The sequence below is a fragment of the Photorhabdus caribbeanensis genome, from assembly GCF_018448885.1.
Taxonomy (GTDB): domain Bacteria; phylum Pseudomonadota; class Gammaproteobacteria; order Enterobacterales; family Enterobacteriaceae; genus Photorhabdus; species Photorhabdus caribbeanensis.
In genome coordinates, this window is sequence record NZ_RCWB01000045.1 from 12,220 (window position 1) to 33,941 (window position 21,722).

At 42.1% G+C, this 21,722-nt stretch carries 21 protein-coding genes and 1 pseudogene; 2 read left to right on the plus strand and 20 right to left on the minus strand.

Annotated elements, in window-relative coordinates; genetic code table 11:
* Window positions 1–64 precede the first annotated feature (64 nt).
* The 11 genes from waaB to EAE90_RS20725 all read right to left on the minus strand — a co-directional run bounded on the left by waaB (window position 65) and on the right by EAE90_RS20725 (window position 7,879).
* On the minus strand, window positions 65–1,144 hold the full coding sequence (waaB, locus tag EAE90_RS20675; protein WP_214055091.1) for a lipopolysaccharide 1,6-galactosyltransferase: 1,080 nt from the start codon (window positions 1,142–1,144) through the stop codon (window positions 65–67).
* A gap of 10 nt (window positions 1,145–1,154) precedes the next feature.
* Window positions 1,155–1,934, minus strand: coding sequence for a PIG-L family deacetylase (locus EAE90_RS20680; RefSeq protein WP_214055092.1), 780 nt, complete (start codon window positions 1,932–1,934; stop codon window positions 1,155–1,157).
* Between the two features lies 1 nt (window position 1,935).
* On the minus strand, window positions 1,936–2,682 hold the full coding sequence (locus EAE90_RS20685; protein WP_214055093.1) for a hypothetical protein: 747 nt from the start codon (window positions 2,680–2,682) through the stop codon (window positions 1,936–1,938).
* A 10-nt stretch (window positions 2,683–2,692) separates the two neighbouring features.
* Window positions 2,693–3,313 (minus strand): nucleotidyl transferase family protein, encoded by a 621-nt coding sequence (locus EAE90_RS20690; RefSeq protein WP_214055094.1) that lies wholly within the window; start codon window positions 3,311–3,313, stop codon window positions 2,693–2,695.
* A 283-nt stretch (window positions 3,314–3,596) separates the two neighbouring features.
* A complete protein-coding gene (locus EAE90_RS20695; protein WP_214055095.1) occupies window positions 3,597–4,757 on the minus strand; it encodes an aminotransferase class V-fold PLP-dependent enzyme in 1,161 nt (386 codons plus the stop codon).
* Complete coding sequence (locus tag EAE90_RS20700; RefSeq protein WP_214055096.1) at window positions 4,757–5,413, minus strand: hypothetical protein; 657 nt, start codon at window positions 5,411–5,413, stop codon at window positions 4,757–4,759. The genes EAE90_RS20695 and EAE90_RS20700 overlap by 1 nt, the downstream gene beginning before the upstream one ends.
* Before the next feature lie 11 nt (window positions 5,414–5,424).
* Complete coding sequence (locus EAE90_RS20705; RefSeq protein WP_214055097.1) at window positions 5,425–6,303, minus strand: hypothetical protein; 879 nt, start codon at window positions 6,301–6,303, stop codon at window positions 5,425–5,427.
* Between the two features lie 467 nt (window positions 6,304–6,770).
* Window positions 6,771–6,920, minus strand: coding sequence for a type II toxin-antitoxin system PemK/MazF family toxin (locus tag EAE90_RS24515; protein WP_214055108.1), 150 nt, complete (start codon window positions 6,918–6,920; stop codon window positions 6,771–6,773).
* A 1-nt stretch (window position 6,921) separates the two neighbouring features.
* Window positions 6,922–7,164: a hypothetical protein gene (locus tag EAE90_RS24045; RefSeq protein ID WP_246551014.1), complete on the minus strand. Its 243-nt coding sequence runs from the start codon at window positions 7,162–7,164 to the stop codon at window positions 6,922–6,924.
* Window positions 7,165–7,287: 123 nt separating this feature from the next.
* Entirely contained in the window at window positions 7,288–7,569 is a 282-nt protein-coding gene (locus tag EAE90_RS20720; RefSeq protein WP_173362505.1) for a helix-turn-helix domain-containing protein, read from the minus strand.
* Window positions 7,556–7,879 (minus strand): type II toxin-antitoxin system RelE/ParE family toxin, encoded by a 324-nt coding sequence (locus tag EAE90_RS20725; RefSeq protein ID WP_214055098.1) that lies wholly within the window; start codon window positions 7,877–7,879, stop codon window positions 7,556–7,558. The genes EAE90_RS20720 and EAE90_RS20725 overlap by 14 nt, the downstream gene beginning before the upstream one ends.
* A gap of 161 nt (window positions 7,880–8,040) precedes the next feature.
* On the opposite strand from EAE90_RS20725, the pseudogene EAE90_RS20730 reads away from it, so the two are divergent.
* Both EAE90_RS20730 and EAE90_RS20735 read left to right on the plus strand, forming a co-directional pair.
* A pseudogene (locus EAE90_RS20730) lies at window positions 8,041–8,383 on the plus strand (type II toxin-antitoxin system RelE/ParE family toxin).
* Between the two features lie 5 nt (window positions 8,384–8,388).
* A complete protein-coding gene (locus EAE90_RS20735) occupies window positions 8,389–8,691 on the plus strand; it encodes a helix-turn-helix domain-containing protein (RefSeq protein WP_214055100.1) in 303 nt (100 codons plus the stop codon).
* Window positions 8,692–8,954: 263 nt separating this feature from the next.
* Here EAE90_RS20735 and rpoC read toward each other — a convergent pair whose 3' ends face one another.
* From rpoC to EAE90_RS20780, 9 genes are all read right to left on the minus strand, one after another.
* Window positions 8,955–13,175, minus strand: a complete 4,221-nt coding sequence (gene rpoC / locus EAE90_RS20740; RefSeq protein WP_036779926.1) for a DNA-directed RNA polymerase subunit beta' — start codon at window positions 13,173–13,175, stop codon at window positions 8,955–8,957.
* Window positions 13,176–13,305: 130 nt separating this feature from the next.
* A complete protein-coding gene (gene rpoB, locus EAE90_RS20745; protein WP_214055101.1) occupies window positions 13,306–17,334 on the minus strand; it encodes a DNA-directed RNA polymerase subunit beta in 4,029 nt (1,342 codons plus the stop codon).
* A gap of 339 nt (window positions 17,335–17,673) precedes the next feature.
* Entirely contained in the window at window positions 17,674–18,039 is a 366-nt protein-coding gene (rplL, locus tag EAE90_RS20750; protein ID WP_214055102.1) for a 50S ribosomal protein L7/L12, read from the minus strand.
* A gap of 63 nt (window positions 18,040–18,102) precedes the next feature.
* The gene (gene rplJ, locus EAE90_RS20755) at window positions 18,103–18,600 is read right to left on the minus strand and encodes a 50S ribosomal protein L10 (protein ID WP_214055103.1); all 498 of its coding nucleotides are present in this window, start codon (window positions 18,598–18,600) and stop codon (window positions 18,103–18,105) included.
* A gap of 307 nt (window positions 18,601–18,907) precedes the next feature.
* Window positions 18,908–19,609: a 50S ribosomal protein L1 gene (rplA, locus tag EAE90_RS20760; RefSeq protein WP_214055104.1), complete on the minus strand. Its 702-nt coding sequence runs from the start codon at window positions 19,607–19,609 to the stop codon at window positions 18,908–18,910.
* Between the two features lie 3 nt (window positions 19,610–19,612).
* Complete coding sequence (gene rplK / locus EAE90_RS20765) at window positions 19,613–20,041, minus strand: 50S ribosomal protein L11 (protein WP_036771650.1); 429 nt, start codon at window positions 20,039–20,041, stop codon at window positions 19,613–19,615.
* Between the two features lie 159 nt (window positions 20,042–20,200).
* Window positions 20,201–20,746, minus strand: a complete 546-nt coding sequence (gene nusG / locus EAE90_RS20770; RefSeq protein WP_011144820.1) for a transcription termination/antitermination protein NusG — start codon at window positions 20,744–20,746, stop codon at window positions 20,201–20,203.
* A gap of 1 nt (window position 20,747) precedes the next feature.
* Window positions 20,748–21,131 carry a preprotein translocase subunit SecE gene (gene secE / locus EAE90_RS20775; RefSeq protein ID WP_049585758.1) on the minus strand — a complete coding sequence of 128 codons (384 nt, stop codon included), beginning with the start codon at window positions 21,129–21,131 and terminating at the stop codon, window positions 20,748–20,750.
* Between the two features lie 274 nt (window positions 21,132–21,405).
* A partial coding sequence (locus EAE90_RS20780) for an EF-Tu C-terminal domain-related protein (RefSeq protein ID WP_479687644.1) occupies window positions 21,406–21,722 on the minus strand: 317 nt, incomplete at its 5' end.

Sequence of the window (21,722 nt, forward strand, 5' to 3'; positions counted from 1 at the left end):
GCCAATCCTCCGATTTGACTAGAGATAGATAGCAACGCGTTTTTGAACTAATAACTGTCGTACATTAGATCTGAGCTAATACAGGCAAAGCCTTAGTGATTCTTAACAGGAAATTATCTTCATAAAGAAAGGCAATAGAATTTTTTATTGCTTGATAATCTCTTATTTTACATTCGTCAATAATGAGTTGTAATTTTTCAGACAACTCAGGAATACTACCTGATTTATAAAGTTCACCATTAAAATCATTGATAATATCACTCGGACCACATTGACAATCTGAACTTATACAATAGATACCATAAGATATTGCTTCCGCTAATACCATGCCAAAGCCTTCATATTTTGAGGTTAAAATAAAAGCTGATACCTCTTTTATATTATCCATCACAAATTCCCACGGCTGATCTTGCCAACCGTGCCAAATAATATTGTTATTTATATTGAGTTGTGAAGATAATTCTTTTAAATACCCCTCATCTTCACCAGAACCTACCATATGTAACTCCCAATAACCATGCAATTGTGAAAGAGCTAAAAACAGTTCAGTTAAATTTTTTGACTTATAGGCAAGAATTCTGCCAACATATAAAAATTTAGCTGTGTGTTTTGGTTGAGGAATGATAAAGGGGTTTATTTTGATGGGATTGAAAATAAGATGAAGCTTGTCTGTTTTTATCCCAAAGGATAACATTTGATCTCTTAAACCAGAACTAATTACCAGGTGCTCGTCGGCACAACATAAATCTTTAATTTTCTGTGGGGTAGGATTTCTAATGGAAGTATGCAGCCAAGAATAAGTTTTTACCGGGAAATTAATCTTTTCACAAGAAAGTCGAGCAATATTGCAAGATGTTGTGTCTAAGCTTATTAGCATCTCGGGGTAAAATTTTTCTAATATCAAGGATAGTTCGCATGCTATGTCCTGACGAGACTCGCAATTGCTTGAAGCCAGGGAGATATGTTGAGCATGAGATAGCCAAGCACGATTCTCAATTATATTGGTTTCATTTAATGATATGAAAATGAAATCAATTTCAATATTGGCACGGACAATCAAATTGATTAAATTCGAACATACCGTTTCTACTCCACCATATCCATTCAAGAAAATATCATGGTATATTATGAATATTTTTTTCATTACAAATCCTTTATTGAATTAACCAAAAACGCTCTTGCACCTTTATTTCATTAATAGAACGATGATATTTTTCTAATGAAATTAAAATATTTGATTTATTACCAAATAGAGGTTCTAATTGCGTCTCATAAAATAGAATGTTTTGCGCTTTTTCGTTTAAATCAATATCCACCAATATGGCACGCTTATCAAACTTGTTATTTCTTAATAAAGCATTTTCCAAACTATCAGGGTTAACAATAGGGTATTCACCTAAAACATAAGGGAAATCTTCATAAAGTAATATTTTAAACTTACGTGAATCTTTTATATTATGCACAAGATTATTGATTATGATGTGGTCTACATGTCGGCCTATTCCCAAAGGAGCATAGATATAATCAGGTTGATAATTTAGTAATATCTTGTCAATGAGTTCTTGAGCCATATCGGATGCATAATCTGATTTATGTATCTGGCCCTTATAAATCATGGCGGAATTTTTATACATAGGTTCACCGTATTGATCGGTTCTGTAAATGCAATCTAAAATTTTACCATGTATTGGAATAGCTGATAGTTTATTGCAAAAATCAATATCCTCACCAGCTCGCTTTGAATAAAGTTCTATAAATGAATTCATATTATCATTATGTTCAGAGCGTAAGTAATGAGATGTAAGATTTTCATCATATTCAGTAAAAAATGTTAAAATAATTACCTTTTGATTTTCTGAAACTAATTTATGTATTAAACCGCCAGCGCTTAAAGCTGCATCATCTAAATGAGGTGATAGAAATAGATGTATCATTTTAAAACTCCATGCAAAAGTTATTATATTTTATTTCCATGAGTACAATATAAATAGCGGCGAGATCAATGCGTATCCCATCCCTATTTTTTATAAAATCTGAGTTGTCAATATTCGGCTTTTCCTGGCATTGAACTCTTTCATCATTGGCATAAAATTCTTTCATTATATCAAACCAGCCAGCATGGATTCTTTTTGCAGCAATTTCTATTACGCTGTCACTGTGGCCTAATATTGTCATTAAATCAGAAAAAATAGTATCGTTTGTAGCAAGTAATGTTTCATAATTAAAATTATCAGACACAATATTATTGTCGTATAAATAAGTATCTTTTATTACTTCCGATATAATACTCAGGTCACTTATTATTAATCTTTTCTCAAATTTTTTCTCTTTTTCAGTGAACTCTTGATAAGGTTTTAAAAAATTAACTTGTAAGTCGTATTCAATCTCAAGTTTTGTTACTGAGTCTTGTATAGCAGTTTTATTATCGACTAAATATTTTGCACACCATAAATCGTGTATACAAGAAGCAAGAATATCTAACTTATCATCCTGTCGCAAGAACATACATATTTCAGAAAACAATTTAATTTGTGAACTATTTAACTGACAATTTAAATTTATATGGTTAGGATTAAATATAAATGAAGCTTGCTTTAATCTTCTCTGAATCTCTTTGGTTAAATATGTTGAATTTAGATTGATTTTGCTATCCAGCAGTTCTTTATTATTTTCTTGACTCATGTTCTATCTCCTATCCTTTGTTCATTAATCTTATTTCTGTTGACGATATATCTAAGCGAAATAGATTCTCTGGAATAGATTCAAATAAACATCGATGTTCTTTTCTAATATTCATTAAATCATCAACAGTATGATATTTATTATTAAAAAAACGTCCAGCCACCAGAAATCTACAATCATTATTCTGAATTGTCATAAGCGCTTTTTTTAATCCCTCTTCACCGCCATAATAAATAGGATTATTAATTTCTTGGCATAAATCAGCGCCAATAACAAAAATTGCCCCCTGGTAAATATGCGATTTTTCAGTAAAAATTTTTGCATCACTTAAAACTATATCACCTTTTCCCTTGAATTGTCTTATCCTCTCGAAAATTTCATCGGTTGAAATGGCAAGTTTTACCGCATTCTTGATTGACAGTTCATAATATGGTTTTCTTTTAGTCATCGCTGTAGCGATTTGTTTTAATTCTTCATGGCCTTTATGAAGTGGATTGAAAGAACCAGATAAAATTAAAGTATCTTTCCAGTCTATGTTTGTATTGTTAAAATCTCCGTTGCTATCAATATGGATATAATTCAACTTACCATTAATTAAATCAATTAGATAACGCTCATTCTTGTTAGTCATATTTATCCATATTCTCATATGCTATTGTTGTTAATTAAATTCATATCGCTTTATTATATAATCACATATTTATTAATGTGCCATTATTATATTATTTACCAATGGTGATTAATGATATATTTTCACTCTTTTAAAATAAATATCAAATTGATTTCCCTGGTGATTTCCAGACCATTTGTTAACGGTAATTTATTGTTTTTTAACATTAAAACCATTAACTATAAATGTTTTATTCGCAGCTCAGCTTATTACTAAATCGCCTACCCCCCCTAAATTATTCTCATTAATTATCAGTATCTTCTCTATAATTTTCCTCAGTGATTTCAACTAAGGCAGACTTTATTTTTAAAATATCTTCCATTGTATGCGATGTATCAAGGCTAACCCGAACAGCGCCATCAGGATAAGTTCCGAATTTTTTATGCGCTAACGGTGCACATTGTAACCCGGGACGGGTAATAATATTATATTTGTTTTCTAGTATATAAGAGACTTCTCCGGGATGATAACCTTCTACGGTAAAAAGAATTGTTGGCAACCCAACTTTATGTTTACAGATTAATTTTACCCTCTTTAATTGTGATAGCTCATCTATAAGGGTTGTACGCAAAGTTTGTAATTGATTTTGAATATTCTCTATCCCAATTTTTTTTAAACGTCTTATAGACGCTAACAATGAAAGTATGCCAATAGTATTTTGTGTTCCTGATTCATATTTGTATGGTATTCCAGTTGGCTGTGTTGTCAATCTTGATAATACACCTGTCCCACCTTGAATTAATTCACTATGAGAAAATCCATTATCAAGAATAAAGTACCCGCCAATACCTGATACTCCTCCTAAGCTTTTGTGCCCGCTAAAAACAAAATAATCAATATTACCTTTTGATAAATTAATTGCTTGTGAACCAAAAGATTGTGAACCATCAACTAAAACCATCGCACCGTATAAATGTGCCAGTTTCCCTATCTCATCTATATTACAAAAGGTACCAATAGTATTGGAGCAACTATGAACCACTAATAACTTAGTTTTCTTATTCTTTAATAAAATCTCCAAATGCGACATATCAATTTCACCATCTGTCACATCGATCAATTGACTACTTACCCCAATATCTTTTAAGTGGTTTATCGGTCTAAGTACTGAGTTATGTTCTAAATGGGTAGTAATGACATTATCACCTGGCTTAAGTGTGCCTTTTAAACATTCGTTGAGTGAGTACGTTGCTCCTGAGTTAAAAATTACTGTCCCATGACCATTTAATTTTGTTTGTTCAATGAATTCGTGTCGGCACTCTTCAACGAGTTCCGTAACCTTTTTAGATTGTTGCGATAAAGATCGCCCTGGAGTTACGCCAAGAGTGTCTAAATACATATTTATTATGTCTTTCACTTCTTGTGACTTTGGCCATGAGGTAGAAGCTACATCTGCATATAACATTATGCAACCTCCATATGGTTACTAATATATAATTTGAATTTTTTAGCCGTCGCATCCATCTCCTTTATTCCTTCATTATCTCGCCAATCAGATCTTTCAGGTACATTTAAACTATTTGCCAATACTGTTCTTATCATTCCTCTCTCAATGAAATCTGATTCACCTATCGTAAAAACATACTTATTACCACTATCTTCAACATAAATATAGGGGCCATTCTCACCGAACATCTTAAGTTCATCCAATGAGTCTATTGTATGCATTTTAAATTGATTCTTTAATCTATTATGAAGATCAATCTCGGTAGGGAAACAACATAAATGTGCATGGTAACAATACTTTTGATTCGGGTCCATGATGATACAACCGCCGGCGCGTCCATTTTCATAGCAAAGAGGATTGCTTATATTATAATATTCGCGATAAAAATCATTTATTATATTCTTAAACTGTTTCAGTTCTTTTATCGCCTCTTCATCGTATATTTCTGCAAAACAACGGTATCCCCCTAAACTAGTCTCACATTTATTGGTGGCAATTATTATATAGCCCTCAATTATCTGACCTTTAGGTACGAATACATAAAAATATTTTCCTTGTAAAAGTATTTTATCTTTTTCAAAGGAAGATTCTGGGTGACAAAAAATACATCCCATTTTAAACTCCTTTATCGTTTGTCAATTCTACTAATAAATATATCTTCATGACACAAATTGAAATCTTCTTCAGTATGCCAGGCAATCATCATACTAAACTTATTTATAATACTATGTTTATTCAGTCTACTTTGTAGCTCAGAATAAATAGGATTTGGTAATATTATTCTGCATTTTGTCCTAATAGCAAGACAAGAATCAATTATAGCTAAAACTGCATAGGGAGCGGTGTTTGACAAACCTATCACTTCTACCGAGGTATCATCAAAACCTAATATCGCTAATTCTTCCCCAACCGTTAACAACTTAATATCATTGTAGCGAGGACACTGCTTTGAATAAGCAATCCAATTGTTATTTACTTCCCTGCCGAAAAAATTGATTTTATTAATACTATCAACTTCATTAAAATCACTCAGGTCTACATCGATTTTAGTACATCCTTCTACTACTATTTCTATAAAATCAAAAACATTTACCCTACTACATAGGTATTTTTCAAAAATCTTTGAATAACATTTGATCTTTCTTTCATCTGAGTAACAAACCGTCGCATCTACATCATTACTATGTGTTTGTTTAGCGCTTTCTATTATCAAAGTTCGTGATTTTACACTTTCATCTATCCCAAAATCGCTAAGCATATTAATGGATACGCGCCTGTGTTTAAGAGTGAATTCACACCTTCTTGTTATAAGGATTGACAAACATATATCGTTTCTTTTATAAAGAAATGCTTTTATCTCACTAGAAAGATTATATTTCTTTTCTTTCAGGTTTTTCCAAATAAAATAATCTAAGCTCCCTATATCACGCTTATAAAAATCATTTATTAGGATATAATTTTCTTCCGTTATATCTTCATAATTCAGGTTTATTCCACTCTCCATTATTTTGCCCATTATTTATATTGGTGACAATTGCTGCTCATTTTTAGTTTATATTTATTTGCGAGTATATGAATCATGAAATATTGTATTTTATGACCTGTATCATAATTTAAAGATCCAACAGCAGAAAAAACTGCGATTATTTATCCTGAAGAATTAAATTTAAGTCTTCATCAATCATGCAAGAATATGGATAAAAATAGACACCTTAAATAGAATAATCTTTCATAAATTCTATGTGATGGGACTTTGAATGAAATAATTATATTGACCAGACTCTTAAATTAAATACGATGAGCTATTTCTACATACCGAATAATATCCGTAACATAGCCAAGGTGATTTTGCCGGTACCAAATTCATGGAATACTTAATCATTAGTGTATATACCCTATGGTGACGGGTATATTCCGATGAGCATGAGCGCTGCTTTGAGTCCGTCGATCCCCTGCTGAGGGGACTGAATATTAACTGGTGATCGGTGCCACAACAGCAAATCCAGTATGTCCGCCAAACATCTTGCGAGAGATCACAAACACAGGGCAGCGCTTTATGATTTCCTTTCCCGCGCTCGGATCAAAGTCTAATGAAACAATACCCCTTTGTCTGATACGTATATCAAATCACTTCCTTACCAACAGGATTAACGTCAATCCATTCTCTATCCTTGTCTGTCACCGTGAAACATTCTTTAGGACTGCCGGCTAACAGTGATTCCAGCGTCAACTCTGTTTGTGAAACATCACGGGCCTCGCGGATCTGATAAAGCCCTATTTCCCGCTTCATTTCATCAACTTTTTTAGCAATTCTACGGCGGCTTTCAGGGCTGCGTTTTTCAAGCAATTCATCAAGTGTGGTCATACTCAGTTTTCCAAGATAGGTGGGGAATTAATTCACACGGTTATTTTACCTCTTGTTTTTACAAGAATTTCATTAATAGAGTCAAAAGGGTTAGTAATGCACTAACCCCATTAGTACAGAAAATTACAACGTAATTTGTGGGTTCTGGATACCACAGGCTTGCGCATAGCGCACTAATGTTTCTATACTAGCTTTTGTTACATTATTTTCCATTTTCGTCACCGTTGGCGGCGTAACCCCCATTCTTTCCGCAACTTGTGCGCGAGTCAGTCCAGCAAACTTACGCCACTCTGCAAGTGTTTCTTGCAATCTTTCCTTACGTTCTTCCGCTTCATAAGCGGCTTTAAATTCAGAGTCTTTCATCATTTCTGCTAGAATCTCTGAATGTGTCTTATATTTCTTCATGTTTCATTTCCTCCAATCTGCGAAATGCTAAAGCTATCTCATTTGGGTTGATTTTTTGTGTTTTCTTTATATAAACTCGCAGAATATATATTTGCTTTCCTGTCTGATATACCCATAGTCCGCGTGCTATATCTCCCCCCATTGTTCGAATTTCGTAAAGACCATTTCCCAAATGTTTTGTGTCCGGTTCACGTAGTGAGCGAGGATCTTTTTCCAGCTTTCCAATCAACCTTACAAGTTTTACCCCTACTTTTGCTGGCAAAGACTTAATTTCTTGTTCGGCCTCATCATGGTATTTAACTATAAACACTCTAATTTCCTCCTAATGCAAAAAATTAACCCAAAGGAAAATTTTCATCAAGAGGAAAATTGCATTTTAATGAAATATCACTTCTGACTAGATTTCTTGACTATAGATTTTTATCTATATAGCATTTGACCTATATTGAACAATAAGTAATCATGTAGACTATCAAGACGACGGACATCTTTTGATGCGTTGTTCGATGCTCTGGATGGCGCCGACAAGGCCAATGTACTAGCTTCAATAATAGCACTTCGGGAAAGAAGCCCTATGTTACCCAAGCCATATGCAGATACTGTGAACGGTTCATGCCACAGCAACGTGAAAGAATTACGTGTCCAAAGCAAAGGAGACCCACTCCGAGCATTCTTTGCGTTCGACCCCAAGCGGAGAGGAATTTTGCTTTGCGCCGGTAACAAAACCGGAAACGAGAAACGGTTTTATGAAACGATGATTCCGATTGCTGACCGTGAGTTCACGGCATATCTGGAAAAGCTAAAAAAGGAGTAAACACTATGGCAAGAACTCTTGATCAAATATTAGCAAACGAAAAGCCCGAAGTTGTTGCCAATGCACAAGCTGCGGCAACGGAGATGTTGCTAAACATCCATCTGGCAGAACTCCGTGAGCGGGTACAAAAGACTCAAGGAGAAATAGCTCTGGCTCTTGGTATCAAGCAACCCACGGTTTCTGACATGGAGAAGTTTGGCCGCGACTTGAAACTGTCTTCCCTCAAACGTTACGTTGAGGCAACAGGTAGCAAACTGCGTCTCGATATCGAGTTACCCGACGGTACCCACTACGGATTTTCCATTTAACCACAAATGCTCCGCGGATATATTCAAGATCAATGTCCACATCGACTTTTTTACGTGTCAGATAATTGTGAGGAACAAGGTCTGCAAGTGAACGCTTTTAGGAAAGAAAAATTTGAGGAGAGGATTCTTAACGGGGCGGCAAGGTCCATTTGGTAAACTGAACTCGATTAAAACAGAGCGCCAAGTAAAAATTGGCGTGTTATCAACAAATTGAAATGCCCTCCTTTTTGGAGGGCATTTAGTTAGCTAGCGTGTTCTAAGAATTACTTCTTATCGCCACCAAAACCGGCATTCAACAGTTCTGCCAAGTTCGCAGTAGCCTCATCGACACTCACTTGTGGCGCCTCAGCAGGCTCATTCAAATGACGACGACGAATGCGATCCTGATGGTAAGCATAACCGGTACCAGCAGGGATCAGACGACCAACGATGACGTTTTCTTTCAAGCCACGCAGTTCATCACGTTTACCTGCAACCGCAGCCTCAGTCAGTACGCGGGTCGTTTCCTGGAACGATGCCGCAGAGATGAAGGATTCAGTCGCCAGAGACGCTTTGGTGATACCCAACAGGTCACGGCCATAAGTTGCAGGCACTTTACCTTCTTGCTCCAGCTTACGGTTTGCCACTTTAACGCGGGCATATTCAACCTGTTCGCCTTCCAAGAACTCGGAACTACCTGCACTTTCAATGGTCGCTTTACGCAGCATCTGACGAACGATAACCTCAATGTGTTTATCGTTAATCTTAACCCCTTGCAGGCGGTAAACTTCCTGAACTTCGTTGGTGATGTAACGAGTAACCGCATGAACACCACGCAGGCGCAAGATGTCGTGTGGAGACTCTGGACCATCAGAGATGACGTCACCACGTTCAACCACTTCACCTTCGAACACGTTGAGCTGACGCCATTTAGGGATCATCTCTTCGTAAGCATCACCACCATCTAATGGGGAGATAACCAAACGGCGTTTACCTTTGGTTTCTTTACCAAAGGAGACAATACCGCTGACTTCAGCCAGGATGGCAGGCTCTTTCGGACGACGTGCTTCGAACAAGTCAGCAACACGTGGCAGACCACCGGTAATATCTTTCGTACCGCCGGATTCCTGCGGAATACGCGCTAAGGTGTCACCCGCAGAGATGCTTACGCCATCGTCTAACTGAACAATCGCTTTGCCCGGCAGGAAGTATTGAGCAGGCATATCAGTACCTGGAATCAATACATCGTCACCTTTGGCGTCAACAATTTTCAGTGCCGGACGCAGATCTTTACCACTACCGGTACGCTCCGCACTATCCAGAACAACCAATGAAGACAGACCGGTTAATTCGTCAGTCTGACGGGTAATGGTCTGGCCATCTATCATGTCAGCGAAACGGATGATACCAGATACTTCACTGACAACTGGCATGGTGTGCGGGTCCCAGTTAGCAACGGTTTCACCGCCGTTAACAGTTTCACCATCACCTTTACCCAGTACCGCACCGTAAGGTACTTTGTAGCTTTCTTTCGTACGGCCAAATTCGTCGATCAAACACAGTTCGGTGTTACGGGAAGTAATTACCAGTTTACCTGCGGAGTTGGTCACGGATTTAGCGTTAAACAGTTTCAGGCTACCTTTGTTACGCACCTGAATGCTGGATTCCGCTGCCGCACGAGACGCCGCACCACCGATGTGGAACGTACGCATCGTCAACTGTGTACCCGGCTCACCGATGGACTGAGCCGCAATAACACCAACCGCCTCACCTTTATTGATAATGTGTCCGCGAGCAAGGTCACGACCATAGCAGTTAGCACAAACACCGAAGTCAGTTTCGCAACTTACAACGGAACGTACTTTAATGCTGTCAACGGAGCTCTCTTCTAACAGATCACACCATTTTTCATTCAACAAAGTATTACGCGGCACCAGAATGTCAGCAGTACCCGGTTTCAGAACATCTTCCGCCGTCACACGACCCAATACACGCTCACGCAGTGGTTCTTTAACATCACCACCCTCAATAACCGGCGTCATCAGAATACCGTCGTGCGTACCACAGTCATCTTCTGTAACAACCAAGTCTTGCGCCACGTCAACCAGACGACGGGTCAAGTAACCAGAGTTCGCCGTTTTCAGTGCGGTATCCGCCAAACCTTTACGAGCACCGTGGGTTGAAATGAAGTACTGGAGTACGTTCAAACCTTCACGGAAGTTCGCCGTAATTGGGGTTTCGATGATGGAGCCGTCTGGCTTAGCCATCAAGCCACGCATACCCGCCAACTGACGGATCTGAGCGGCAGAACCACGCGCACCAGAATCAGCCATCATAAAGATGCTGTTGAAGGAAACTTGTTGTTCTTCCTCACCATCACGATTAGTGACTGTTTCGGTAGACAAGTTTTCCATCATCGCCTTAGCAACACGCTCGTTTGCCGCAGCCCAGATATCGATAACTTTGTTATAACGTTCACCGGCTGTAACCAGACCTGACTGGAACTGCTCCTGAATTTCAGCAACTTCGGCTTCGGCTTCTGCAATGATGCCCGCTTTTTTCTCTGGGATAACCATGTCATCGATACCAACAGATGCACCTGAACGCGCAGCGTAGGCAAAGCCGGTATACATGATCTGGTCAGCGAAAATAACCGTTGGTTTCAGGCCCATCACGCGGTAACACGTGTTCAGCATTCTGGAGATAGCTTTTTTACCCAATGGTTGGTTAACCAGTGAGTAAGGCAGACCTCTTGGTACAATCATCCACAGGATTGCACGACCAATGGTCGTATCAATCAAACTGGTATTAACTGTGATATTGCCTTCGCCATCTTTCACTTCTTCAGTGATACGCACTTTAACGCGGGCATGCAGAGAAGCCAGCCCTGCGCGGTATACGCGCTCAGCTTCTTTCGGCCCAGTCAGCACCATGCCTTCGCCTTTCGCGTTAACACAGTCACGGGTCATGTAATACAGACCCAGAACAACGTCCTGAGACGGAACGATGATTGGCTCGCCACTCGCTGGAGACAAGATGTTGTTAGTAGACATCATCAGCGCACGCGCTTCTAACTGGGCTTCCAGTGTCAGCGGTACGTGAACAGCCATTTGGTCGCCGTCGAAGTCGGCGTTATAGGCCGCACACACCAGCGGGTGCAGCTGAATCGCTTTACCTTCGATCAGAACCGGTTCGAATGCCTGAATACCCAAACGGTGAAGTGTCGGCGCACGGTTCAGCAGAACCGGGTGTTCACGAATAACTTCATCCAGGATATCCCATACCACCGCCTCTTCACGCTCAACCATCTTTTTAGCGGCTTTAATCGTCGTCGCTAAACCACGCAGTTCCAGCTTGCCGTAGATGAATGGCTTAAACAGCTCCAGTGCCATCTTCTTAGGCAGACCACACTGATGCAGACGCAGGTAAGGACCTACGGTGATTACAGAACGACCGGAATAGTCAACACGTTTACCCAACAAGTTCTGACGGAAACGACCTTGTTTACCCTTGATCATATCAGCCAGGGATTTCAACGGACGTTTGTTAGAACCGGTAATTGCACGACCGCGACGACCGTTATCCAGCAAAGCATCAACCGCTTCTTGCAACATACGTTTTTCGTTGCGCACGATGATATCTGGCGCAGCCAGATCCAACAGGCGCTTCAAGCGGTTGTTACGGTTAATAACACGACGATAGAGATCGTTCAGATCCGAAGTGGCAAAACGGCCGCCATCCAGTGGAACCAATGGACGTAAATCCGGTGGCAAAACTGGCAGAACTGTCAGAACCATCCATTCTGGTTTGTTGCCAGACTGAATAAAGGCTTCCAACAGTTTAATGCGTTTGGTCAGCTTCTTACGTTTAGTTTCAGAGTTAGTCTCGTTTAACTCTTCACGCAGCGTTTCACACTCATTTTCCAGATCAAGATTTTTCAGCAAAGACTGGATCGCTTCTGCGCCCATCTTCGCATCGAATTCATCACCAAACTCTTCCAGTGCATCCAGGTATTGCTCTTCTGTCAGGATCTGACTGCGCTCCAGGCTGGTCATGCCGCCTTCGACAACCACATAGGATTCGAAGTACAGTACACGCTCAATATCACGCAGTGGCATATCCAGCAACAAACCGATGCGAGATGGCAATGATTTCAGGAACCAAATGTGTGCAGTTGGAGAGGCCAGTTCAATGTGACCCATACGTTCACGACGAACTTTAGTCTGGGTAACTTCTACACCACACTTCTCACAAATTACACCACGGTGTTTCAAGCGCTTGTATTTACCACACAAGCACTCATAGTCTTTTACCGGTCCGAAAATACGGGCGCAGAAAAGGCCGTCACGCTCAGGTTTGAACGTACGGTAGTTAATTGTTTCCGGCTTTTTCACTTCACCGAATGACCACGAACGGATCATATCTGGCGAGGCCAGAGCAATTTTGATCGCATCAAACTCTTCGGTCTTAGTTTGCGCTTTCAGAAACTTCAATAAGTCTTTCACGAAATGGCTCCTGTCGGAGTTAGACCTGTCAGGAGAGCAGCCCATGCCGCTCCCCCCTATGACCAGTGCAACCACTGGCTGGTAAACTGCCCGTCATCTCCATTCAGGGCAGTACCAGCCGGAATACGATTTATTCGTCTTCCAGCTCGATGTTGATACCCAGAGAGCGGATCTCTTTCAACAATACGTTGAAAGATTCCGGCATGCCTGGCTCCATCTGGTGGTTGCCATCCACGATGTTTTTATACATCTTGGTACGGCCGTTAACATCGTCGGACTTGACGGTGAGCATTTCCTGCAAGGTGTACGCAGCACCATATGCTTCCAATGCCCACACTTCCATCTCACCGAAGCGTTGACCACCGAACTGTGCCTTACCACCCAGCGGTTGCTGAGTAACCAGGCTGTACGAACCGGTTGAACGGGCGTGCATTTTGTCATCCACCAGGTGGTTCAGCTTCAGCATATACATGTAGCCAACAGTAACCTGACGCTCAAATTGCTCACCGGTACGACCATCAAACAGGGTAATTTGACCAGAAGTTGGCAAGTCACCCAGTTTCAGCAGCTCTTTAATTTCTTTCTCTTTCGCACCATCAAACACCGGTGTTGCAATTGGCATGCCTTTTTTCAGGTTTTCTGCCAAACGCATAACTTCTTCATCAGAGAAAGTGCTCAGATCAACTTTCTGACGGGTTTCATCACCCAGGTCATAAGCTTTCTGGATAAATTCACGCAGTTTGGCAACTTCCTGCTGCTGTTTCAGCATCGCATTGATCTTGTCGCCAATACCTTTCGCAGCCATACCCAGATGCGTTTCCAAGATCTGACCAATGTTCATACGTGATGGTACGCCCAGTGGGTTCAGTACGATATCTACCGGCGTGCCGTTTTCATCGTAAGGCATATCTTCGATCGGGTTGATCTTGGAGATAACACCCTTGTTACCGTGGCGGCCCGCCATCTTATCACCAGGCTGAATCTGACGTTTAACCGCCAGATAAACTTTGACGATTTTCAGCACACCTGGCGCCAGATCATCACCCTGAGTGATCTTACGGCGTTTAGCATCCAGTTTTTTCTCGAACTCAGCTTTGAGTTCGTCATACTGTTCAGCCAACTGTTCCAACTGATTCTGTTTCTCTTCATCAGCCAGACCCAGTTCTAACCAACGCTCACGAGGCAGTTTATCCAGTTTTTCAGCTTCGATGCCGCCAGCAATCAAAACAGAACGGATACGTGCAAACAGGCCAGCTTCAAAGATTCTCAACTCTTCTGTCAGGTCTTTCTTCGCCTGACGCAGTTGCATCTCTTCGATTTCTAAAGCACGTTTATCTTTCTCTACGCCATCACGGGTAAATACTTGTACGTCGATAACCGTACCGGATACGCCATTTGGTACGCGCAGAGAAGAGTCTTTAACATCAGACGCTTTCTCACCGAAAATAGCACGCAGCAATTTTTCTTCTGGCGTTAGCTGAGTTTCACCTTTAGGTGTCACTTTACCAACCAGAATGTCACCGCCGGTCACTTCCGCACCAATATAAACGATGCCAGATTCATCCAATTTGGAGAGCGCAGCTTCGCCCACGTTAGGGATGTCAGCCGTGATCTCTTCAGGCCCTAATTTGGTATCACGAGATACGCAAGCCAGTTCCTGGATATGAATGGTTGTAAAGCGATCTTCTTGGACAACACGCTCAGAAACTAAGATGGAGTCCTCGAAGTTATAACCATTCCACGGCATGAACGCTACGCGCATGTTCTGACCAAGCGCCAGTTCACCTAAGTCAGTGGATGGGCCGTCAGCCAGTACGTCGCCACGTTCCACCGGTTCGCCCAGAGAGACGCACGGCATCTGGTTAATACAGGTGTTCTGGTTAGAACGGGTATATTTAGTCAGGTTATAAATATCAATACCTGCTTCACCCGAATACATCTCATCTTCGTTTACTTTGATAACGATACGAGATGCATCAACGTACTGAACCACACCACCGCGTTTAGCAACAGACGTTACACCGGAGTCAACCGCTACCGCACGTTCCATACCTGTACCAACCAGCGGCTTATCAGCACGCAGAGTAGGAACAGCCTGACGTTGCATGTTTGCACCCATCAATGCACGGTTGGCGTCATCGTGTTCCAGGAATGGGATCAAGGAAGCACCAACGGAAACCACCTGCTGGGTGGAAACGTCCATATATTCAACCTGTTCACGATTGAATAAGCTGGATTCGCCATAACTACGGCAAGTTATCAGATCTTCAACGAAGTGGCCTTCATCATCTAATACGGTGTTGGCCTGTGCGATAACGAAGTTACCTTCTTCAATCGCAGACAGGTAATGAATTTCATCCGTAACAACACCATCACGCACCAGACGATATGGGGTTTCAAGGAAACCATACTCGTTAGTCTGCGCATAAACAGACAATGAGTTAATCAGACCGATGTTCGGACCTTCCGGGGTTTCGATCGGACATACACGGCCATAGTGGGTTGGGTGTACGTCACGCACTTCGAAGCCAGCACGCTCACGAGTCAAACCACCTGGGCCTAACGCAGAGATACGGCGTTTGTGAGTGATTTCAGAAAGCGGGTTGTTTTGGTCCATGAACTGAGATAGCTGGCTGGAACCAAAGAATTCTTTCACTGCGGCTGAAATCGGCTTAGCGTTGATCATGTCCTGAGGCATCAGTGTATCCAGATCGCCCAGAGACAGACGCTCTTTAACTGCACGTTCAACACGTACCAGACCTACACGGAACTGGTTTTCCGCCATCTCGCCAACAGAACGGATACGACGGTTGCCTAAGTGGTCGATATCGTCGACTTCACCTTTACCATTACGGATATCAATGAGTTTCTTCATGACATCAATGATGTCATCTTTACTCAGGATACCGGAGCCTTCAACTTCTTCCCGGCTCAATGAGCGGTTGAATTTCATACGACCAACCGCAGAAAGATCATAGCGATCTTCTGAGAAGAACAGATTTTCAAACAGATTTTCTGCCGCTTCACGGGTTGGTGGCTCACCAGGACGCATCATGCGATAAATCTCAACCAAAGCACTCAAACGGTCATTGGTTGGATCAACACGAAGTGTCTCGGAAATATATGCACCGTGATCTAAATCGTTGGTGAACAGTGTTTCGATAGATTTGTGACCAGACTGGCTCAAACGTGCCAGCAGATCTAAAGAGAGCTCCATGTTAGCAGCACAGATAATTTCACCTGTATTGACATCAATGTAGTCTCTTGCAACAACTTTACCCGCAATATATTCAACAGGAACCTCAATACGGTTCACTTCGTCTTTTTCTAACTGGCGGATATGACGTGCGGTAATACGACGGCCTTTTTCAACATAAACCTTGCCGTTTGCTTCAATATCAAAAGAAGCGGTTTCACCACGCAAACGTTCTGGTACCAACGTCATTTGCAGTCTGTTGTCACGAATTTCGAAAATCGTTTTACTGAAGAACAGGTTCAAGATCTCTTCAGTGCTGTAATCCATTGCACGCAGAATAATCGTTGCCGGCAATTTACGGCGGCGGTCAATACGTACAAACAGATTATCTTTTGGATCGAATTCGAAATCTAACCAAGAACCACGGTAAGGAATAATACGCGCGTTATACAATACCTTACCGGATGAGTGAGTTTTACCCTTATCGCTGTCAAAGAATACACCAGGACTACGATGTAACTGGGAAACAATAACCCGCTCAGTACCATTGATAACAAAAGTACCGTTGTCAGTCATGAGCGGAATTTCACCCATGTAGACTTCTTGCTCTTTGATGTCTTTGACCGTGCCTTCCGGTGCTTCACGTTCATAGATAACCAGACGCAACTTCACGCGCAGAGGCGCAGAATAAGTTACACCACGAATCTGGCACTCTTTAACATCAAACACTGGCTCACCAAGACGGTAGCTAACGTATTGCAGCTCCGAACTGCCGCTGTAGCTCTGAATTGGGAATACAGAACGGAATGCCGCTTCTAAACCATTCTGGCCTTCTGGATCTTGCTCGATAAACTTCTGGAACGAGTCAAGTTGGATAGAAAGGAGATAAGGTACGTCCAACACTTGGGGACGCTTACCAAAATCCTTACGAATACGTTTTTTCTCGGTATAGGAGTAAACCATAGGGTTCCTCAGCTCGCTGATCAGTGACCCACTCTGCCCGCCCTAAAGGACAGCTCTTTACGACACTGTTTTTTCGAACAGAAAATTGAATTATTTTCCGTAATACTCATTGCTATTACTCTTAAATCATTTCATTGCGTTACCTTACTACCGAGCTACCCGAGTGGATCGTAGCTGAGAACGCAGTATATTAAGTCGTCAATAGGAAAAAGTATTTGGGGGTTAATTAACAGCCAAACAGTGGAAATGCTGCTAATGCCCTACAGCGCAAAAAGGCTGGTGATTAAAAAATCACCAGCCATCAGCCTTTAAAGTCAGGCTGCTAACTTAAAACTAAACTTACTTAACCTCAACAGAAGCACCTGCTTCTTCCAGAGATTTTTTCAGTGCTTCAGCGTCATCTTTGCTGATGCCTTCTTTCAGTACTGCTGGAGCGCTTTCAACCAGATCTTTCGCTTCTTTCAGACCCAGGCCAGTTGCACCGCGTACTGCTTTGATAACAGCAACTTTGTTGCCGCCAATAGCAGACAGGACAACATCAAACTCAGTTTTTTCTTCAACAGCTTCAGCCGCACCAGCAACAACAGCTACCGCTGCCGCAGCAGAAACGCCGAATTTCTCTTCCATTGCAGTGATCAGCTCAACAACATCCATAACGGACATTGTGGCAACTGTGTCCAGAATTTGTTCTTTAGTGATAGACATAACAAGTGTTCCTAAAATTCAGAAATAATTTATACGTTAAAAAGCACGAAGGAGACCTGGCGATTAAGCCGCTTCTCTCTTCTCGCGTAACGCAGCCAGAGTACGAACCAGTTTGCCTGCAACGGCTTCTTTCATGGTTGACATCAGGCGTGCGATTGCTTCTTCGTAAGTTGGGAGTGTCGCCAAACGGTCAATATTGGCCGCAGAGATAAACTCACCTTCAAAGGCTGCTGCTTTAATCTCGAATGCTGGATTCGCTTTCGCGAACTCTTTGAACAGACGAGCAGCGGCGCCCGGATGTTCGTTAGAGAAAGCAATCAAGGTTGGACCAATAAACGCTTCTTTCAGGCACTCATAAGCAGTACCTTCAACAGCACGGCGGATCAGTGTATTACGCACAACACGGATGTAAACGCCAGCTTCGCGACCTGCTTTACGCAGTTCAGTCATTTTATCTACAGTAACGCCACGGGAATCCGCAACAACCGCAGACAGCGCGCCTTTGGCTACTTCGCTGACTTCAGCAACAATCGCTTGTTTGTCTTGAAGATTTAGTGCCATTAGCTTTTTGCTCCTGGATTAACCGGGAAAACCCCGGAACTCACATAACTCACAACACCAAAAGTGCCTGAGCTCTAAAACACGGTGAGCAGAATCCAGAAATGAATGTCATTTGGCTCTGTCACCGTCTACGCAGGAATATTAAGTAATTACTTACACCTGCGGTCTTGGACGGGGCTTGGATTAGGCCAAGCTCCAACCGAAAATTTTTTATTTAGCTAATAAAAAACTTACTAGCCAAATACAAGGCGCCAAATTTTAGACAAATCTGACGCCAAGGTAAAGCGATAATCACATTCAGCTAAAATTAAGCTGAAGCGTTCAGACCTGACTGGTCAATAGCAACACCTGCGCCCATAGTAGTGGACAGGCTAACTTTCTTAATGTAAACACCCTTAGCAGAAGATGGTTTAGCTTTTTTCAGCGCAACCAGCAAAGCTTCCAGGTTTTCTTTCAGTTTGTCAGCATCAAAGTCAACTTTACCAATGGTGGTGTGGATAATGCCGTTTTTATCGTTACGGTAACGAACCTGACCCGCTTTAGCATTCTGTACAGCTTCAGCAACGTTAGGAGTTACAGTACCTACTTTAGGGTTTGGCATCAGACCACGTGGACCCAAGATTTGACCTAATTGGCCAACAACGCGCATTGCATCTGGAGAGGCGATAACAACGTCAAAGTCCATTTCGCCTTTTTTAACCAGTTCAGCCAGATCTTCCATACCTACCAGCTCAGCGCCCGCTGCTTTAGCAGCTTCTGCATTTGCGCCTTGGGTAAATACAGCTACGCGAACGGAACGGCCAGTACCGTGAGGCAGTACCGTTGCACCACGTACGTTCTGGTCAGATTTACGAGCGTCGATGCCGAGGTTAACAGCAACGTCAACGCTTTCTACGAATTTAGCGGTGGCCAGCTCTTTCAGCAAAACAACGGCTTCGTTAATGTCATACTGCTTAGTTGCATCCACTTTTTCGCGGATTGTGCGCATGCGCTTGGTCAGTTTAGCCATCGATTAACCCTCCACTACCAGGCCCATGGAACGAGCAGTACCTTCAATTGAACGCATCATTGCTTCAACGCTGGCACCTGTCATATCCGCAGCTTTAGTTTCAGCAATTTCACGAACCTGCGCGCTGGTTACTTTACCAACTTTGTCTTTGTTCGGTTTGCCGGAACCTGATTTAATGCCCGCTGCTTTCTTCAGCAGAACTGCCGCTGGAGGGGTCTTAGTAACGAAAGTGAAAGAACGATCAGAATAAACAGTGATCACAACAGGAATTGGCAGACCTTTTTCAATGCTGTCAGTTTTAGCATTGAACGCCTTACAGAATTCCATGATGTTAACACCCTGCTGACCGAGAGCAGGACCTACTGGAGGGCTTGGGTTAGCCATACCAGCTGCAACCTGCAACTTGACATAGGCTTGTACTTTCTTAGCCATTGATAATTTTCCTCTATGTGGGTGGTATCGCCTTTATTTAAAAGGCTCCCCTGTTATTTCAGCCCCGCCTGATCCAAGCCAGGCTACTAAAAAACAAAAGGCGCGAAATTGTATGTTAATTTCTCACCTATTGCAAGCCAGCAAAAATATGCTCGAAAATTACGCCTTTTCTACCTGGCTGAAATCCAGCTCAACAGGTGTCGCACGACCAAAGATAGAAACTGAAACTTTCAAGCGGCTCTTCTCGTAATCGACTTCTTCTACAACACCATTGAAGTCTGCGAATGGACCATCGCTGACACGAACCATTTCGCCTGGTTCGAACAATGTTTTTGGCCGTGGTTTATCACCAACCTGTTGAAGACGATTCATAATCGCATCAACTTCTTTATCACTGATTGGCGCCGGACGGTCAGATGTGCCACCGATAAAACCCATGACGCGTGGTACGCTGCGAACAAGATGCCATGTTGCATCGTTCATGATCATTTGTACCAGCACATACCCAGGGAAAAATTTGCGTTCACTTTTGCGACGCTGACCGCTACGAATCTCAACAACTTCCTCTGTTGGCACCATCACTTCGCCAAAAGAATCTTCCATATCATGTAATTTGATATGTTCACGTAAAGATTGTGCAACGCGACCTTCAAACCCGGAAAATGCCTGTATAACATACCAACGTTTTTTTGGGGAATCTGACATCTTAGAACCTCAGGCCTGTAATAAATGAAACTAAACGCACCAGGATACCGTCAAGACCCCATAGGATCAAAGACATCAATGCAGTGACTGCCGCAACAATCAAAGTTGTATGCAGCGCTTCCTGGCGAGTTGGCCAAATGACTTTACGCATTTCAATGCGGGCTTCGCGGGCGAAAGCCAGTGTGGTTTTCCCTTTCGCAGTCCAGAGCGCAGCCGCTCCCGCAAGAGCAACAATAACAACAACCGCCATCGCGCGTAGAGGAAGGCTATACTCCCGATAAAGGTAGTTTCCAACGATAGCAACCGTTAATAAGGCTGCCACTAATAGCCATTTCATTACCTCAAGACTGCGCCTGCTTTCTTGAGCATCGCTATTCGCACTCATAAACCAACCTGTAACTATGATTTAAATAGATAGCCAGCTTGCCTCGCAAGAGCAAAACAAATCAGACCGAACCAAAAAATTTGAGTGATTGTATCTGACTTGGCGCCATAATTCAGTATGACATTGTATATCTGAGAGAGATATAGCCAATTCGTTGCATCAGAGCCTATCTCACCAATAATTAAAAACAACTATTGATGAGATAGGTTCTTATTAAGACAACGTACAAAAAGGGCATCGGTTGATGCCCTTTTAGTGTAATCACATCAAAAAATTATGCGATAATTTTAGCAACAACACCAGCACCTACAGTACGGCCGCCTTCACGGATAGCGAAGCGCAGACCCTGGTCCATTGCGATTGGCGCAATCAGGGTCACTTTCATCTGAATGTTATCACCTGGCATCACCATTTCCACGCCTTCTGGCAGCTCGATTGTGCCGGTTACGTCAGTTGTACGGAAATAGAACTGTGGACGGTAGCCTTTGAAGAATGGCGTATGACGGCCGCCTTCGTCTTTGCTCAGAATATAAACTTCTGATTCGAAAGTGGTGTGTGGCTTGATTGAACCGGGTTTTGCCAGTACCTGAC

What these genes read in the sequence shown, in the direction of transcription:
- EAE90_RS20705 (WP_214055097.1), bottom strand. Translation starts at nt 6,303, where the DNA reads ATGGAGAGTGGAATAAACCTGAATTATGAAGATATAACGGAAGAAAAT.
- rplA (WP_214055104.1), bottom strand. Translation starts at nt 19,609, where the DNA reads ATGGCTAAACTGACCAAGCGCATGCGCACAATCCGCGAAAAAGTGGAT.
- EAE90_RS20685 (WP_214055093.1), bottom strand. Translation starts at nt 2,682, where the DNA reads ATGAGTCAAGAAAATAATAAAGAACTGCTGGATAGCAAAATCAATCTA.
- EAE90_RS20735 (WP_214055100.1), top strand. Translation starts at nt 8,389, where the DNA reads ATGGCAAGAACTCTTGATCAAATATTAGCAAACGAAAAGCCCGAAGTT.
- EAE90_RS20720 (WP_173362505.1), bottom strand. Translation starts at nt 7,569, where the DNA reads ATGAAGAAATATAAGACACATTCAGAGATTCTAGCAGAAATGATGAAA.
- EAE90_RS20690 (WP_214055094.1), bottom strand. Translation starts at nt 3,313, where the DNA reads ATGACTAACAAGAATGAGCGTTATCTAATTGATTTAATTAATGGTAAG.
- waaB (WP_214055091.1), bottom strand. Translation starts at nt 1,144, where the DNA reads ATGAAAAAAATATTCATAATATACCATGATATTTTCTTGAATGGATAT.
- EAE90_RS20695 (WP_214055095.1), bottom strand. Translation starts at nt 4,757, where the DNA reads ATGTTATATGCAGATGTAGCTTCTACCTCATGGCCAAAGTCACAAGAA.
- nusG (WP_011144820.1), bottom strand. Translation starts at nt 20,746, where the DNA reads ATGTCAGATTCCCCAAAAAAACGTTGGTATGTTATACAGGCATTTTCC.
- secE (WP_049585758.1), bottom strand. Translation starts at nt 21,131, where the DNA reads ATGAGTGCGAATAGCGATGCTCAAGAAAGCAGGCGCAGTCTTGAGGTA.
- EAE90_RS24045 (WP_246551014.1), bottom strand. Translation starts at nt 7,164, where the DNA reads ATGACCACACTTGATGAATTGCTTGAAAAACGCAGCCCTGAAAGCCGC.
- EAE90_RS20680 (WP_214055092.1), bottom strand. Translation starts at nt 1,934, where the DNA reads ATGATACATCTATTTCTATCACCTCATTTAGATGATGCAGCTTTAAGC.
- rpoB (WP_214055101.1), bottom strand. Translation starts at nt 17,334, where the DNA reads ATGGTTTACTCCTATACCGAGAAAAAACGTATTCGTAAGGATTTTGGT.
- rplL (WP_214055102.1), bottom strand. Translation starts at nt 18,039, where the DNA reads ATGTCTATCACTAAAGAACAAATTCTGGACACAGTTGCCACAATGTCC.
- rplK (WP_036771650.1), bottom strand. Translation starts at nt 20,041, where the DNA reads ATGGCTAAGAAAGTACAAGCCTATGTCAAGTTGCAGGTTGCAGCTGGT.
- rplJ (WP_214055103.1), bottom strand. Translation starts at nt 18,600, where the DNA reads ATGGCACTAAATCTTCAAGACAAACAAGCGATTGTTGCTGAAGTCAGC.
- EAE90_RS20700 (WP_214055096.1), bottom strand. Translation starts at nt 5,413, where the DNA reads ATGGGATGTATTTTTTGTCACCCAGAATCTTCCTTTGAAAAAGATAAA.